The organism is candidate division KSB1 bacterium (assembly GCA_034506255.1).
Lineage (GTDB): Bacteria > Zhuqueibacterota > Zhuqueibacteria > Zhuqueibacterales > Zhuqueibacteraceae > Coneutiohabitans > Coneutiohabitans thermophilus.
In genome coordinates this window covers 304,320-320,360 of record JAPDPX010000002.1, presented here as the reverse complement: position 1 = coordinate 320,360, position 16,041 = coordinate 304,320, and the positions used below count along the sequence as shown (strand labels likewise).

General features: G+C 60.6%; 12 protein-coding genes. 11 read left to right on the top strand and 1 reads right to left on the bottom strand.

The features are described from left to right. Position 1 precedes the first annotated feature (1 nt). A complete protein-coding gene (locus tag ONB52_04915; GenBank protein ID MDZ7415488.1) occupies positions 2-1,387 on the bottom strand; it encodes an MBL fold metallo-hydrolase in 1,386 nt (461 codons plus the stop codon). A gap of 657 nt (positions 1,388-2,044) precedes the next feature. Between ONB52_04915 and ONB52_04910 the strand changes: the two genes are divergently transcribed. The 11 genes from ONB52_04910 to murJ all read left to right on the top strand — a co-directional run bounded on the left by ONB52_04910 (position 2,045) and on the right by murJ (position 16,039). Then, positions 2,045-2,875 carry a phosphatase PAP2 family protein gene (locus tag ONB52_04910; GenBank protein MDZ7415487.1) on the top strand — a complete coding sequence of 277 codons (831 nt, stop codon included), beginning with the start codon at positions 2,045-2,047 and terminating at the stop codon, positions 2,873-2,875. Positions 2,876-3,318: 443 nt separating this feature from the next. Further along, a complete protein-coding gene (locus tag ONB52_04905) occupies positions 3,319-3,804 on the top strand; it encodes a MarR family transcriptional regulator (GenBank protein MDZ7415486.1) in 486 nt (161 codons plus the stop codon). An 82-nt stretch (positions 3,805-3,886) separates the two neighbouring features. Next, positions 3,887-4,495: a YceI family protein gene (locus ONB52_04900; protein ID MDZ7415485.1), complete on the top strand. Its 609-nt coding sequence runs from the start codon at positions 3,887-3,889 to the stop codon at positions 4,493-4,495. A gap of 170 nt (positions 4,496-4,665) precedes the next feature. Beyond that, positions 4,666-5,091: an OsmC family protein gene (locus tag ONB52_04895; GenBank protein ID MDZ7415484.1), complete on the top strand. Its 426-nt coding sequence runs from the start codon at positions 4,666-4,668 to the stop codon at positions 5,089-5,091. Positions 5,092-5,674: 583 nt separating this feature from the next. After that, on the top strand, positions 5,675-5,830 hold the full coding sequence (locus tag ONB52_04890; protein MDZ7415483.1) for a hypothetical protein: 156 nt from the start codon (positions 5,675-5,677) through the stop codon (positions 5,828-5,830). A 169-nt stretch (positions 5,831-5,999) separates the two neighbouring features. Beyond that, positions 6,000-7,085 carry an efflux RND transporter periplasmic adaptor subunit gene (locus ONB52_04885; GenBank protein ID MDZ7415482.1) on the top strand — a complete coding sequence of 362 codons (1,086 nt, stop codon included), beginning with the start codon at positions 6,000-6,002 and terminating at the stop codon, positions 7,083-7,085. A 97-nt stretch (positions 7,086-7,182) separates the two neighbouring features. Further along, positions 7,183-10,290, top strand: a complete 3,108-nt coding sequence (locus tag ONB52_04880) for an efflux RND transporter permease subunit (protein MDZ7415481.1) — start codon at positions 7,183-7,185, stop codon at positions 10,288-10,290. 93 nt (positions 10,291-10,383) lie between these two features. Then, positions 10,384-11,490 (top strand): SpoIIE family protein phosphatase, encoded by a 1,107-nt coding sequence (locus ONB52_04875; GenBank protein ID MDZ7415480.1) that lies wholly within the window; start codon positions 10,384-10,386, stop codon positions 11,488-11,490. Between the two features lie 674 nt (positions 11,491-12,164). Further along, entirely contained in the window at positions 12,165-13,184 is a 1,020-nt protein-coding gene (locus tag ONB52_04870) for a metal-dependent hydrolase (protein MDZ7415479.1), read from the top strand. A gap of 146 nt (positions 13,185-13,330) precedes the next feature. Further along, on the top strand, positions 13,331-13,954 hold the full coding sequence (locus ONB52_04865; GenBank protein MDZ7415478.1) for a flavin reductase family protein: 624 nt from the start codon (positions 13,331-13,333) through the stop codon (positions 13,952-13,954). A gap of 498 nt (positions 13,955-14,452) precedes the next feature. Continuing rightward, positions 14,453-16,039, top strand: a complete 1,587-nt coding sequence (gene murJ, locus ONB52_04860) for a murein biosynthesis integral membrane protein MurJ (protein MDZ7415477.1) — start codon at positions 14,453-14,455, stop codon at positions 16,037-16,039. Positions 16,040-16,041: the final 2 nt, after the last annotated feature.

Genomic DNA, 16,041 nt, shown 5'->3' with positions numbered 1-16,041 from the left:
CTCAAATCGTGACTTCTTCTCCCGGCCAGGGCACATGCACGCCGCGGTAGCCTGCGGCGCGAATGCGATCGGCCAGCGCTTCCGCCGGGTCCGGCTCGCCGTGCACCAGAAAGATGTGCTGCAGCTTTTGGGGATCCTGCCGTTGCACCAAAGCCAGCAACTGCTCGCGATCCGCATGCGCACTCAAACCTTCGAGTTTGCGGACTTCGCAGCGGCGCTCGCAGAGCTCGCCAAAGATTTTGACTTCGGTGGCACCGTCAGCGAGTTTGCGGCCCAGGGTATGTTCGGCCATGAAGCCCACCAACAATACGAGATTTTCCGGTCTGCCGATATGATTGCGCAGGTGATGCAGGATGCGGCCGGCTTCCGCCATGCCGGAGGCGGAAATGATGACCGCCGGGGTGGTGAGCTCGTTGAGCTTCTTGGAGTCCTCCACATCGCGCACATAGGTGAGACGCCGAAACCCGAAAGGGTCCTGTCCATCCTGCAGAAACAGGCGGTAGGTTTCACGGTCGAAGCATTCGGGATGCATGCGAAAGACCGCGGTGGCATCCACCGCCAGCGGGCTGTCCACATAAATCGGCAACTCGGGGATGCGATTGTGCTGCCAGAGCTTGTGAAGATAGTAAACCAGCATCTGGGTGCGGCCCACGGCGAAGGAGGGAATGATGATCCTGCCGCCGCGCTGGTGCACGCTGCGCACGATCCCGGCCAGCTCCTCTTCCACATCTTCGATCTCATGATGCTGGCGGTCGCCGTAGGTGCTTTCCATGATCAAAACATCGAGATCATCGAGCAGAACCGGGTCGCGCAGAATGGGCATGTGGAAGCGGCCCAAGTCACCGCTGAATCCCAGACGCAGGCGGCGGCCTTTTTCTTCGATCTCAAACAAAACGCCCGCCGATCCCAGGATGTGGCCGGCATCATAAAACGTTGCCCGCACACCAGGCGCGACATTGAATGGACGGCCATACTCGACCCCCACAAAGTGCTGCAGCGCCAGCTCGGCATCTTGGATGGTGTAGAGCGGCTCGATCTCCTCCTCGCGCTTCTTGCGCAGCCACTCGGCGTCTTTTTCCTGCAGATAAGCGGAATCCCGCAGCATCACGTGGCACAGGCTGACGGTGGCGCGCGTGGCGATGACGTTGCCCTGAAAGCCGTGCTTCACCAGCGAGGGAATGTTGCCGGAGTGATCGATGTGGGCATGGGAGAGCACCAGGGTGTCGACCTGGCCGGGCTCGAACAGGAAGGTCTGATTTTTCTCCCGCGCTTCTGCGCGCCGGCCCTGATACAAACCGCATTCCAGCAGGAGGTGTTTGCCGTTGAGGGTGATCAGATGTTGCGATCCGGTGACGGTTCGTGCCGCACCGCAAAACTTGACGCGCATGCTGTGCTCCAGAAAAAAGTTGCGCACAAGCTAATGCCGGGTGCAAAGAATGTCAAGCGGAAAACCGGCACCACTCCTGCAGCTCGCAGCGGCAGTGCGAATCCGCCGGAGGCGCGGTTTTGCAAGCCAGGCTTCAGTTGCATGCGAGAACGTAACGCAGACCTCCCGTCCAATGCTGCCAATTTTTTCGAGACGATAAAATCCAAAAGCCCAAACTCGCAGGGGCGCAAAGCTGCAGGCGCTCTGCAAAGCGCATCCATTCCGCCACGGTTTGACCGTGACTTTATCTTGCAACCCTGCGGAGGCTCTCTGCGGGCAGGGATGTCTGCGCCACTCCACACGTTACTGAGGGACGACGCTGAAAGGTGAGCATGGCCGCCTGCAGCAACCCGGATGTGATGATTTTAAAAATGATCCCCACCGACACTGTTGCCGACCGGTGCGCCGTGGTTCCCGGCATCTTCAGACGGTGGCGGATTCCCGGGCTTCTATCGCAATGCTCACAACATCGTTAAATCTCTGCTGTCGCAAAACGCTGCGCTTGTTGGACACACACCAAATAATTTTTGCAAGGGCCGGCATTTCTGGCTATATTGCACGTCCACGCAAGCCGCCCCGCAGCCGCGGGATTCCACCAGCACTCCTGAGGATATTTTCATGCGCACCCTGTTCCACCGTGGCCTGTTGTCTGCCTGGCTGGTTTTCTGCGCCTCATCCCTTCATGGCCAGGAGCGATCAGCAAGCAACTGGCCGCGGCAGTTTGTGCACGATGCCGGCAACGTGCTGGCCGGCACCGGTCACGTGCTGAGCAATCCCCTGCGCTGGCGGAGTAAAGACTGGGCGATCTTCGGTTCCGTACTCGCCGGCACGTTTGCCATTTCCTTCGCCGATGAAGAGGTGAACCGCTTCTTCCAGCGCAACCAAAGCAGGACCGGGGACAAACTCGCCAGCTTCGGCGTGCAATGCGGCGAACCGCGTACCGCTGTCCTGCTCACCGGCGGGTTGTATCTTTCCGGGCTGGTGTTGGACAGTGACTGGCTGCGCGAAACCTGTGTCACTTTGTCCGCGAGCTTGCTGGCCTCCGGCGCGGTGCAATACCCCGTTAAAATCGCTTCCGGTCGGGCACGGCCGCATGTCGGCCGGGGTCACAAGGAGTTTGATTTCTTTCACGGTGCAGAAGCCTACTCTTCCTTCTTTTCGGGCCATGCGATGGTGGCCATGGTCTTCTCCCACACGCTCGCCCGGCGCCTGCAACCTCTGCCTGCCAAGCTGCTGCTGTACAGCGTGGGCACACTGGGCGGCGCAGCCCGTTTGTATGGTGAAGATCACTGGCTGTCGGACGTAACGCTGGGTGCGATTTTCGCGATTGCGAATGTGAACAGTGCAGCGCAAGGGCTCGCGGAACAGCGCAGCCACAGCCAGGTGGGCAGCCGCCAATGGTGCGTATTTGCCAGTGCCCGCGGTCTGCATACGACAGTGGCCTGGTGATCTCCTGCGCTTCCTTCCCTCCACGGGCGCCGGCGATCGTTGGCAAAACCTCATCGCCGCCTTCCGCAGTGTCGCGCCCGGCTTGCTCACCGATTCCAATGGCATCATCCGCATCAGCAGAATGACGTCTGATTTCCGACGGACTACAATCCGAAGCCCACGGGCAGCCATGAGTCTCTGCAATTGGGGATGCCGCGCAGTCTCAAAATCACCGCTCAAACCGCAGAAGTGAAGAGAAAACGCAATGAGACCTTGGTGAGGCTGAGACTCTGCGCTCTCTGCGTCGCCGCGGTTATCGGGGGGAAACACCACCCTGCTGCGTAGAGTTTATTGCCTGATCGGGAGTCGCCACGAAAAAAGGGCTTGACTCTCATGGATTTTATTTTAAACTATAGAAAATTCAAATTTGAAGTATCTCTACTTAAAGAGAGTGCGGCAAAACCATGGCGGAACATTTGACCCGCAAGGCCCTGCTCAACCGCGAGGGCTACAGCGCCTGCCGGCGACAAGCATTGAAGTTATGGGTCGTGCTGGCACGCTGCTACAATTCCTTTGCCCATGCCGAGGCCCTGTCGCACAAAGACGCCGATCTGACCCCGCCGCAGTTTGCCGTGCTGGAGGTGCTCGCCCATCTCGGCCCCCTGAAGATGTGCGAGATCGCCGGCAAGCTGCTGATGAGCGGTGCCAACGTCACTGGCGTGGTCGATCGCCTGGAGGAAAAGGGGCTGGTCAAGCGTGTCACCGCCAGTGACGACCGCCGCATGTTCCGCATCCATTTGACCGAGGCCGGCGGCCGTCTGATTGCCGAAATCTTCCCGCGGCATGCGGCAGCCATCGAGCGCCTGACCAGCGCCCTGACGCCGCACGAAAAAGACACTCTTATCCGGCTGTTGAAAAAACTGGGTAAATCGCTAGCGACACCGCGTTGAACCGGTCCGGGGTCCTCCTGCAGCTTCCGGCCTCTTCAACGCTGCTTCCAGTTCTCACATCATTAATCTTTTGGAGGAACCCATGCGTTTCACCACTTCCCTGAGCGCGCTGCTGCTGGGCAGCCTGCTGCTGGCCAACGGCGTTGCCGGTGAGAAATTCGAAATTGACGCTTCGCACTCCAACGTGCTGTTCACCGTGCGCCACATGGTGATTGCGAAAGTCACCGGCAAATTCAAGGATTTTTCCGGGACAATCATTTATGACGAAAAAGACCTCAGCCAATCCTCGGTCAACGTCACCATCAAGGTGGCGAGCATCGACACCGAAAACGAAGCGCGGGACAAGCATTTGCGCAGCGAGGATTTCTTCAATGCCGCGCAGGACTCGCTGATTACCTTCACCAGCAGGAAGATCGAGAAGAGGGGTGAGGGTTTTGTGGCGGTCGGTGATCTGACCATGCGGGGCGTGACCAAAGAAATCGTGCTGCCCTTCACGCTCCTGGGAACGATCAAGGATCCCTGGGGCAACAAACGCCTGGCGGTGGAAGCCCGCACCACGATCAATCGCTTTGATTACGGCGTGAAATGGGATAAAACCCTGGAAGGCGGCAATCTCATTGTCGGGAAAGAGGTCGAAGTCAATCTGAATATTGAGGCCATCGCGAAGCCCGCGCAGGCGCCCAAACTCTAGGCGCGGCGTGCGGTGACGCTCGCGGACAGCAACCGGCGCGGATCATGCCAGACGATCGGCGCCGCGTGCTGTCGCGAAAAATCGCAGCCTCTGACGGAAGCACAAATCATCTGTCGTCACTCTGGCAGGCTGACCGACAATTCACACAGTTCAACCACAAGGAGTGTTACATGAAACGGCAAGCTTCTGCGGTTTGGCAGGGAACCTTGAAGGAGGGCAAGGGCACACTCTCGACGCAAAGCGGCACGCTGCAGGAAACGCCCTACAACTTCAGTGGCCGGTTTGAATCCGGCACGGGCACCAATCCTGAAGAATTGATCGCCGCTGCGCACGCAGGCTGCTTCACCATGGCACTGGGCGCGAAGTTGAGCGCGGCGGGTTTTCCGCCCGAAAAGCTGAGCACGCGCGCGCACTTGACGCTCGAACAAGTGCAGGGCAATTGGACGATCACCACGATTCATCTGGAGCTGACCGGCAAAGTGCCGGGGGTGTCTCGCGCCAAGTTCGACGAGCTCGCCAACGACGCCAGGGCCAACTGCATCGTCTCCCGCGCCCTCACCGCACAAATCACGCTGGACGCGAAATTGGAAGCCTGATTCATATCCCTCCGCAATCATCAACGCCGGGGCGGGGGGGTGCCACCTCCGGGCTGTTCTATCAAAACCCTTCGGGTTTGCTCCAGAGCCGTTGTTTCAACAACAGCGGGGCGGCCGTTGTGGAAGCATGCCGCGCAGACACCAACCCGCCCCCTGGCGTTCCGGCAGAATGGCCAACCGGCAATGCAATTGCCCATCCCTTTGCCGAACGACCATTCTGCCTTGTGATTTTCAGCCTCCTGAGGGAACAGGAGAAGCCGGCTGTGCGGCGTGAGTTGTCTTCCCGCCCGATCGGTTGCGTGGCACGGCCCGCCACGATGAAATCGCGCACCTTGACCGGAAACATCCCGCACTTCCGCCGCCGGTGTGCAACGACAACGGATAATCGAACATGAACCAGTCTCTGTCAGCAGCGGTCAAGGCCGGCAAGGAAGCCTGAAAATGACGGGACCCAAGGCGCACTTCCCCCCACGCCTCATTTCCACACCTGCCTTATCCTGCGGCTGCCATTGTTTGCGTTTCACCCGGCGGGCAGCGCGGGCCTGGTCGGCGGCCGGATGGTTGGCTTACGATCCGGAACATCGTGTCCGAAAATGTCCGGCGGGATCGCTGCGAAAGACGCGAGGCAGACAACCGGCTCGAACGCGGCGTGGGATCGTCGTGGGAAGTGGAGCCGGTGAAACGCCGGGTTGACAAAACCAATCCCGGCCCCTGCCCCGCGGGCGGGATTTGGCCGTGATGCTGCATCTTGTGCCCGCGTGCAACCCGCGATGATGTTTCAACGAAAACAGTTTGGCCTTGTGCGAATAAAATGCTATCGTCACTGCATGCAAGAATCACTGCCACGGCCATTGTCACCATAATCGCCACAAAATGCCGTCATACTTCCGGGAAAGGATCGTTACCACATGCTTACCTCATGCAAGCAGCGACAGGCACGCTCGAGATTTCGCCTCGCCGGCCTTGGTGTTTTGTCGCTCATGCTGGCTGCCTGCGCAACGCGACAGGGGCCGCGCGGCGGTTTTCAAATGCCGCCCATGCCGGTGGAAGTCGCCACGGTGGCGCAGAGTGCGGTCATCGACCCCTTCGAAGCCGTGGGCACCATCGCGGCAGAGAATGCCGTCACGATCGTCTCCGAAATCGACGCGACCGTGATCAGCCTGCCTTTTCGGGAGGGCCAAGCCATCGCGAAAGGCGGTTTGATTGCGCAGCTCGATGATGCGCAAATGCGTGCGGAAGAAGAGCGCGCGCAGGCGATTCTCGAACAGCGCAGGGTGACCTTCGAGCGCATCAAAACCATCACCGAGGAGGGCCTGGGCACGGCACAGAGCCTGGACGATGCCGCGGCCGCGCTCAAAGTGGCGGAAGCGGAACTGGCCTTGATTCGCGCACGATTGCAAAAGACGCGCATCGTGGCACCGTTCGCGGGGATTACCGGCGCGCGCCGCGTCAGCCCCGGCACGTTTCTGCGCGCAGGCGCACCGATCACTGAGTTGGCGCAGATCGACCGGCTGCGCGTCACCTTCTCCGCGCCCGAACGCTACTACGGCAGCTTGCAGCGCGGCGCGGAGCTGAAAGTCTCCACCACAGCCTATCCGGGCTATGAATTGACCGGCCGGGTGGATGTTATCGAGCCCATAGTCGATGAGTCCACGCGCCGGGTCCGGATTGTGGCGCGGCTCGACAATCCCGGCGGCAAATTTCGTCCCGGCATGTCCGCCAATGTGACGGTGGTGCTCAATGAGCGGCCCGACGCGCTGGTCATCCCGAGTGAGGCGGTTTTCGTGGAAGGAAACCAGGCGTTGGTTTACCTCATCCAGCCCGACAGCACGGTGGCGAGAATGCCGGTGGAGCTGGGCACACGCCAGCGTGAGAATGTCGAAATCATCAACGGCCTGACGACGGGCGCCCGGGTCGTGCGCGCCGGACATCAAAAACTCTTCCCGGGCGCCAAAGTCCTGCCGATGCCGCCCGCCCCACAACAACAGCACTGACAGAGGCGATGCCGCTGGCGCAGACAGCCAGACTGCAAGTGGACGAAGACAGACAAGAGGTCCGCGCTGCCATGGCGTATTCTTTGCGGAGACCATCATGAAGCTCAGTGAAATTTCAATACAGCGCCCGGTGCTCGCCACGGTGATGAGTCTGGTGATCATCATCTTCGGCGTGGTGTCCTTCACGCAGTTGCCGGTGCGCGAATATCCCGACATCGATCCGCCCGTGGTTTCGGTCACCACCTTCTATCGCGGCGCCAGCCCCAACGTGGTCGAAACCGAGATCACCGACATTCTGGAGGAGCAGCTTTCCACCATCGAGGGCGTGAAGACGATCACCTCTTCCAGCCAGGAGCAGGGCTCGGCGATCACCATCACCTTTGAGCTGGATCGCGACGTCGATCAGGCCGCCAACGACGTGCGTGACCGCGTGGCGAGTGTGCGCGGCCTGCTGCCGCGCGAGGCCGATGATCCCATCATCCAAAAAATCGACGTCAACGCGCAGCCGATCATGTGGCTGGCGTTGATCAGCGACCGCCACAACAACCTGGAATTGACCGACGCGGCCGAGCGCATTCTGAAAGAGCGGCTGTTGCGTTTGCCGGGCGTGGGTTCGATCTTCATGGGCGGCGAGCGGCGCTATGCCATGCGCGTGTGGCTGGATTCGCAACGCATGGCGGCGCGCGGCCTCACGCCGCAGGATGTCGAAAATGCCATCCGCCGCGAAAACGCGGAAATTCCGGCGGGCCGCGTGGAGGGCGAAAACCGTGAATTCACCGTGCGCACCCGCGGCGATTTGGTCACGCCGGAGGAATTTGCCGCTATCATCGTCAAGCAAAGCGGCGATGAGCTTGTGCGCCTGGGTGACGTGGCGGAGGTGGCACTGGGCGCGCAGGACGAACGCACCGCGGTGCGGTGGAACGGCAAGCCCACCACCGGGCTGGGCGTGGTGAAACAAACGCGCGCCAGCACCCTGCAAGTGGCGCAAACCGTGATCGACGCACTGCCGGAACTGCAAAAGACGCTGCCCCAGGGCATGCAACTGGAAGTCGCCTACAATTCGGCAACCTTCATTCAGGACTCCATCAACGAAGTGGCGGAAACGCTGCTCATCGCTTTCGGCCTGGTGGTGCTGGTGATCATTGCCTTTCTCAAAAGTTTCCGCGCCACGCTCATCCCCACGTTCGCCATCCCGATTTCCATCATCGGCACGTTTGCGGTGGGATATTTTCTCGGCTACACCATCAACATCCTCACGCTGCTGGCGCTGGTGCTCGCCATCGGTCTGGTGGTGGATGATGCCATTATCATGCTCGAAAACATCTACCGCCACATGGAAATGGGCAAATCCCGCCTGCAGGCTGCGCGCGACGGCGCCAAAGAAATCGGCTTTGCGGTGCTGGCCACGACGATCGCGCTGGTGGCCGTGTTCGTGCCACTCGCCTTTCTCACCGGCAACATCGGCCGCCTGTTCAATGAGTTCGGCGTGACGGTGGCGGTGGCGGTGCTGATCTCCGGCTTCGTCGCCCTGACCCTGACGCCAATGATGAGCTCGCGCATGCTGAAACCGCTGCACCACACCGGCTCGAGCTGGGCGGCGCGCTCGTTTGACGCCTTCTTCGATTGGCTGGAGCGCACCTGCCATCGCATCGTGCATGGCGCGCTGCGGCATCGCGTGCTGGTGGTGAGTGTGGCCGTGGTGATGATCGCGATCAGCGTGGCGCTGTTCAAGCTGCTGCCCAGTGAACTCGTGCCGACCGAGGACCGCGGCGTCGGCTTCGGCATCGTCATCGCGCCCGAAGGCGCCACGCTCGATTACACCGACCGCTACGTGCGGCAGATCGAACAGATCATGCTCAGCCGGCCCGAAACCAACGGCGTGTTCACCGCCACCGGCGTGGGCTTTGCCGGGCCTGGCCGCGTCACCAATGGCTTCATCTTCCTGAACCTGAAGCCGGCGAGTGAGCGGCAGAAATCGCAGCAACAAATCGTGCAGGAACTTTTCCCGCAGCTCTTTTCGATTCCGGGTGTGCTCGCGTTTGTGTTGAACCCGCCGAGCCTGGGCGCGGATTTCAATTTCACGCCGGTGGCCTATGTGCTGCAGGCCGACACCTACGAGGAACTGCAGAGCGCAGTCGCCCTCATGATGGCGCAGGCCTCGCAACTCGGCTATCTCATCAATCTCGACAGTGATTTGCGCCTGAACAAACCGCAGCTCGAGATCACCATCGATCGCGAGCGCGCGGCGCTGCTCGGCGTTTCGGTGACGGACATCGGCAGCACGCTTGAAACCTTCCTGGGCGGCCGCGTGGTCACCGACTTCAAGCGCGGCGGCAAACAGTATGATGTCATCGTGCAGCTCAAACCCGCGGACCGCGCCACGCCCAACACCATCGAGGGCATCTACCTGCGCGGCGCCAACGGCCTGGTGCAGCTCGCAAATGTCGTGACTGTGAAGGAAACCGTGGCGCCGAAAGAGTTGAATCACTTCAATCGCGTGCGCTCGGCGACGATCACCGCCAGCATGGTGCCGGGCGTGAGCCTGGGTCAGGCCTTGAATGATCTCGACCGCATCGCCGACACCAGCCTGCCGCCCACCATCAAGCGCGACTTGACCGGCCAGTCGCGCGAGTTCCGCGAATCCAGCAGCGCGCTCTATTTTCTCTTCGCCTTCGCGGTGGTGTTCATCTATCTGGTGCTGGCGGCGCAATTCGAAAGTTTCATTCACCCGCTCACGATCCTGCTCTCGGTGCCGCTGGCGGTGGCGGGTGCGCTGGCCGCGCTGTATTTCTTCGGACAGAGCCTCAATATTTACTCGCAGATCGGTCTGATCATGCTGATCGGATTGGTGACCAAAAACGCCATTCTGATCGTGGAATTTGCCAACCAATTGCAGGAGCGGGGCGAGCGCTTGTTCGATGCGGTTGCCGATGCGGCCACCATCCGCTTGCGGCCGATTCTCATGACCTCGTTCGCGACCATCTTCGGCATTCTGCCCATCGCCATTGGCCTGGGCGCCGGCGCGGAATCCCGGCGGCCGCTGGGCATTGCAGTGGTGGGCGGCATGCTGCTCTCAACATTTCTCACGCTGGTGCTGGTGCCGGTGGTTTACACGCTGTTGGCACGTTTCACCAAAATCCGGGTCGGGCCGGCCCACGACAGGCAGCCGCTGGCAACGCCCGCCCGTGCGGAAGTCGTGGCATGATAATGAAAAGAAACCGGCCGGGATGGACCTGCCGGCCGGCGGGTCCGTCGCTTCGTCTGCAGTTTACCCGAACATCTTCGGCAGTTTGTGCAGATGACCAAAACCCTTTTTCAGCGCCTGATCAATCTTAGTCTCGAAGAGTACGAGATGTTCGAGCAACTGCCGCTGCGCATCCGCTGGCAGGCGGCATGCTCGCTGACCTTGTTCTATCTGAGCATCATCATCCTGCTCTTTCTCGCGTTTGACCGGTTTCTGAGCGGCATTCTGCCGGCGGGGCTTCCGGCGGTCGTTTATCCCGTCATTTTTTTGCTGATGTTGTCCGACACGGTTATCATCTTCCATCCACATTGGCGCCGGTATTACAGCCGGCTGACCCTTGCGATTTCTCTGGTCTCCGCGGTGTTGGGCGCGATGATCGGGATCTCGGCAACACCGAAACACATGCTGCCGGAGGCAAAAAACTCTCTTCTCTTCGGCATCGGTTTCGTCGCGATTGTCGCCGGCATCAAATGCTATGGCCGGGTGGCGCGCGCGGTGTTCACGGAAAAATCCCGCATTGAAACCGAGATCAAGCTGGCACAAAGGATTCAATCGCAGCTTTTGCCCGTGGTGGAAAAAAGCCCGCCGGGGTGCCGGCTTTTCGGCAGGACCCTCCCGGCGCAGGAGGTCGGCGGCGATTATTTCGAAGTGGTGGAACTTCCCGATCAGCGGCTGGCAGTCGCCATCGGTGATGTGGCCGGACACAACGTTGCCGCCGGCCTGTTGATGGCCATCACCAAGAGCGCCTTCCTCACCGGGCTCAAATATCTCTCCCGCCCTGAAAAGTTGATGCAGTCTCTCAATCACACACTGGCCCACAATTCCGACAAGGGCATGTTCGTGAGTTTTTTGTGGGCCTTGTTCGATTTTGCCAAATGCACCGTCACGCTGGTGCATGCCGGGCATTTGCCGTTGCTGCACTGGCAGAGCCGCTCCCGGCAGGTCTGCGAGCACACCACTTCCGGCGTCGCATTGGGTCTCACACCCAACGCCTCCTTCCAGGCAAAAGCGATTACCTTCGAGCAGGAGGATCTCTTCTTGTTTTACACCGATGGCGTGACCGAGACAGCCAACGCCGTGGGGGGAGGAATTCGGCCTGCCACGATTGGCGGAGCAGATGAAACGGCTCGCCCCTGCCGCTTCTGCCAGGGAACTTTATGACGGCATCGTCGCCGAATTGGGCCGCTTTGCCCCGGCGGCGAAAATCAGGGATGATGTGACGATGCTCGCACTCCGGATCACGTAACGCGGCCGTCATGCCGCAACCAAATTTTATTCCTGATTTTTGCACGCTGGCTCGCGGTTGGCCGCAAGAAATGGCGTGCTCACAGAACTCCGTTGGGAGTGAACTGTTTGCAGACATGGGCATCTTGCGTGTCTTTAAACTTCGTTGGGAGTGACCTGTGAATTTCTCATGATCTGACGCGGCTTTTTTAGGAGCATCAAGCAGGTCAGCCCTTGGGTGATTGGCCATCGCGATCAAAGCGACGTTTCTCGCGAAAGAGATCAATCTGGGTGCAAAATTCAGGTACTTATAAACAGGCCGTCCCGGGCGGGGTTGTCGGGTGTGCGCCCTCTCCTCTCGAGGCAGCGCCCAAAAAGTTCCCGCGAAGCGAACTGGTTATAGCTGCGCTCCATAGCCAAAATGCAAGCTCCGGAGGAACGGCCTGTCGAATTTTTCATGATCTGGCGCAGTTTTTTTCTTCTGCCGGAGTCGACAGCAGGTTTGCCTGTGAAATTTTTTATGCCCCACCCCGTGGGTGGTTGGGCGTCGCGATCCCATCAGCGTTACCCGCTGATGGAATCAATCCGGGTGCAAAATTCGGGTTGTAACGATGGATAATCTCACGCACAGTCTCACCGGCGCGCTGGCCGCAAAGGCGATGGAAGTCACCAAGCCTGAGTTTTTTGCCGACCCCGGTTTCAAACGCAAAGCCTTTTGGCTGCTGGTGGTCTCGGCCAACCTGCCGGATCTCGATGTCGCGCTCGGCGCGTTCCAGGACCCAATCTTCGCGATGCAGCACCATCGCGGCCTCACCCATTCGCTGGTGTTTGCGCCGGTGTTTGCACTGGCGCCGGCCGCGCTTTTCTACTTTTGGAAAAAGCTGGCTCCCTTCCAAACCGCCTGGTTGCTGGCACTGCTCGGTACGCTGCTGCATATCTTCTTCGATGTCATCACGGCGTACGGCACGCAAATTCTCGCACCGCTGTCGTCCAGCCGCTATGCCCTCGACTGGATGTTCATCATCGATCCCTGGTTCACCGGTTTACTGGCGGCGGTGTTGCTGCTCGCCAGGCTGCGGCCGGCAAACCGGCGGCGCATCGTACTCGCGGGCAGCGTGCTGGTGCTGTTCTATCTCGGCGCAGAAATGATCAACCATCAAATCGCCAGACACCGCATGGCGAAGGCCTTGCAACAGGCCGGCGTGCAGGCGACGAAAATCACCGCCCTGCCACAACCGCTCAGCCTCTTCCGCTGGATGGGGCTGGCACAAACCGCAGATGGTGCCCGCCAGGCCTACATGAGCAACCGGCGGCCGGCAGAGCCGCTCACGCTCACCGTCTATGAGAACGCGCAAGATGAGTTCGCCGCCCGCGCCCTGCAAATTCCGGAAAGCCGCTGGTATCTGCATTTCGCCCGCTTTCCCTGGGTGCATTCCGAGCAGCGCGACGGCCGCCGGGTGGTCGAGATTCGCGATCTGCAATTCATGATCGACCGCGGAGTCCTGCGCGCAATTGGATTTGCCGAACGTTCACTGCCTTTCATTCTGCGCTACACCTTTTCGGCCCGGGGTGATCTGTCCGAAATGAAATTCAACGAAGAACCGGTGCCCCGGCCGGTTCTGTCAAAATAAGGCACGGTCACAGCGCGCCAATCGGGTTTAGGCTGGTCGCGCAACTCGCCAGCGCCGCCAATGCGATGGACAAAGCCTGACTTCGCGTGCAGCGCGGGCGATCTCAGTACCGGGCTGCGCTTGCCGTCAAACCGGGAGACTCCCCCATGTCGCAAGAGTTTGTCTCTTTCTCAACTAATGCCATGCCGCCGCGGGAAGCCGCCCGCCTGTTTTTGAGCCTCGTGGCACCGCGGCCGATTGCCTGGGTGTCAACCCTCAGCGCCTCCGGCGTGCGCAATCTCGCACCTTTCTCGTTTTTCAATGCGGTCGCCAACCATCCGCCGACCGTGATGATCGCCATTGGACAGCGCCAGGGCCGGCCCAAAGACACCTTGCGCAATGTGCAGGAAACCGGCGAATTCGTCATCAATCTCGTGGACGAGCATCTGGCCGCGGCAATGAATCTCACCTCCGGCGAGTGGGAAGCCGGCGTCGATGAATTCCAGCTGGCAAACCTGGCAGCCGCGCCCTCGCTGGAAGTGAAGCCGCCGCGCGTGGCGGACGCGCCGGTGGCGATGGAAGCGCGTCTCACGCAAATCGTACCGGTGGCGGGCACCAGCGCGACGCTGGTATTGGGCAGGATTGTGCGTTTTCACATGCGGGCCGCTTTGTTGCGACCCAATGGCCTGGTCGATGCCGCCGCGCTGCGACCGATCACACGTCTCGGCGGCGAAGAATACGCGACCATCGGCAGCGTCTTTGCAATGGCACGGCCGGAGATCAACAAATAGAAAAGTCACGGCCGATTCAAAGCGCACCGGCTGTGGGCCCTGCCCCCTTCCTCTCCAATCCTGGTGAACTCGCCGCCGCGGACCGTCCGGAATGCAAGCTGACGGCCGGGCCGCAAGACAGCCGGCGAACCGCGCTGCCCGGCAATACCATTTGTCGCAGGGATGGCGGCGAATCGCCACGGGAATGACGATCGAGCGCATGCGTGATTTTTGGCGGGATTGGACCGGGGCTGGAAAAACAGTTGTGTCACTGGCGGGCCAGGTGTTCGATTGCGGAGAGGAATCTGATATGAAACTTTGCCGCGCGCCGTTTTTCACGGATGACAGATTGGGTTGCGGCTATGACCGCGCCATGATTTTCATCCTGACCGGGACTGTCTGCATAAGTGGGCAGCCGGCGCGAAGAGCCGGCCGGGCCTGTCCGGCGGCCTTGCCGGCTGAGGTCATGACCTCCTTCGCACTCCTGCCACCGGGACGACAACAGCGATTGCAGGCAGCATGACAAAATCCCTTTCCCAAAAAGTCACCTTTGCGGCACTGATCATGATGGCTTCGGTGCTGGCCAGCCGTGTGATCGGGCTGGTGCGCGAGATGGTGATCGCCCATCTCGGCGGTGCTGCCGGCGAGGTCGATGCCTACAACGTGGCCTTCGTCATTCCCGAAATTCTCAACCACGTGGTGGCGAGCGGCTTCCTGTCGATTACGTTCATTCCCATCTTTTCCAAATATCTCGCGGCCGGCGACGAGCGTGCCGGCTGGGAGGTGTTCTCGATCATCTTTACGGTTTTTGGCACATTGCTGGCGCTGCTGGTGGCGGCGGCGTGGTGGTGGGCACCCGAGCTGGTGGCGCTGGTTGCGCCGGGCCTGGCCGATCCCGGGCAGCGCGCCGCCGCGATTCGCATGACGCGCATCATCACACCGGCGCAATTGTGCTTTTTCTTCGGCGGCTTGTTGATGGCGGTGCAGTTCGCCAAAGAGCAGTTCACCCTGCCGGCTTTGGCGCCGCTGCTCTACAATCTCGGCATCATTCTCGGCGGCGTGCTGTTGTATCGCTGGCTGGCAATGGCGGGATTCGCCTGGGGCGTTTTGGCGGGCGCGCTGGCGGGCAATCTGCTGGTGCAATATGTGGGCGCGCGCCGCGTGGGCATGCACCTGCGCTGGCGCTTCACGCTCAGCCATCCTGATGTCAAGCGCTACGTGCTGCTCTCCCTGCCGTTGATGGTGGGATTGACGATGACGTTTTCCACGGAATTCTTCATCCGTTTCTTCGGTTCGTTTTTGCCGGAGGGCAGCATTGCTTCCCTCAATTACGGCCTGCGCGTCATGCTGATTCTGGTGGGTTTCTTCGGCCAGGCGGCGGGCGTGGCCTCCTATCCCTATCTCGCACGCCTGATGGCGGAGGGTCGTCTGGCCGAGATGAATCGCCTGCTCGATGACACCTTGCGCCGCTACATTGCCCTGGTCATTCCGGTGGCAACGCTCCTGATGGTTCTCAGCCGCGAAGTCATTCGCCTGTTGTTTCAGCGCGGCCGCTTCGACCAGCAGGCCACTGTGCTGACCGCCGAGGTGCTGGTGTTGCTCCTGATCGGGGCCTTCGCCTTTGCCGCGCAAACCGTGGTGGTGCGCGGCTACTACGCCATGCAAAACACCCTGTTTCCCACGCTGGTGGGCACGCTCGCCGTGCTCGCCAGCCTTCCGCTTTACTGGTTCGGCACGACACAACTGGGCATTCACGGCCTGGCGCTGGCGGTTTCCCTCTCCGCCATTTTGCAGAGTGGCCTGCTTTACATGTTGTGGAATCGCAAGAGTGGAAATCGCGGAAGCCGGTTGGTCTATCTGCTTTTTGGCAAGCTGCTGCTGCTCAGTGCGGCGGCGGGCATGATGAGTGCCGCCCTGAGGAAGGTTGTGCTGCGTTTTCTCGCTCCCGACGGCATGCGCGACAGCCTGCTCCTGTGTTTGATCATTGGCACGGTCTTCACCGCGCTTTTTCTCGCGGCCAGCCATGCCTTGCGTGTCGAAGAGGTGATGCGCGTGGCGGGGCAGATTGCCCGCCGGCTCAAACCCGGCCGCCGCCGCAACCCCTGAGC

Coding starts and splice junctions, on each gene's coding strand:
- ONB52_04915 (MDZ7415488.1), bottom strand. CDS start 1,387: ATGCGCGTCAAGTTTTGCGGTGCGGCACGAACCGTCACCGGATCGCAA.
- ONB52_04905 (MDZ7415486.1), top strand. CDS start 3,319: ATGGCGGAACATTTGACCCGCAAGGCCCTGCTCAACCGCGAGGGCTAC.
- ONB52_04895 (MDZ7415484.1), top strand. CDS start 4,666: ATGAAACGGCAAGCTTCTGCGGTTTGGCAGGGAACCTTGAAGGAGGGC.
- ONB52_04885 (MDZ7415482.1), top strand. CDS start 6,000: ATGCTTACCTCATGCAAGCAGCGACAGGCACGCTCGAGATTTCGCCTC.
- ONB52_04870 (MDZ7415479.1), top strand. CDS start 12,165: ATGGATAATCTCACGCACAGTCTCACCGGCGCGCTGGCCGCAAAGGCG.
- ONB52_04900 (MDZ7415485.1), top strand. CDS start 3,887: ATGCGTTTCACCACTTCCCTGAGCGCGCTGCTGCTGGGCAGCCTGCTG.
- murJ (MDZ7415477.1), top strand. CDS start 14,453: ATGACAAAATCCCTTTCCCAAAAAGTCACCTTTGCGGCACTGATCATG.
- ONB52_04875 (MDZ7415480.1), top strand. CDS start 10,384: ATGACCAAAACCCTTTTTCAGCGCCTGATCAATCTTAGTCTCGAAGAG.
- ONB52_04910 (MDZ7415487.1), top strand. CDS start 2,045: ATGCGCACCCTGTTCCACCGTGGCCTGTTGTCTGCCTGGCTGGTTTTC.
- ONB52_04865 (MDZ7415478.1), top strand. CDS start 13,331: ATGTCGCAAGAGTTTGTCTCTTTCTCAACTAATGCCATGCCGCCGCGG.
- ONB52_04880 (MDZ7415481.1), top strand. CDS start 7,183: ATGAAGCTCAGTGAAATTTCAATACAGCGCCCGGTGCTCGCCACGGTG.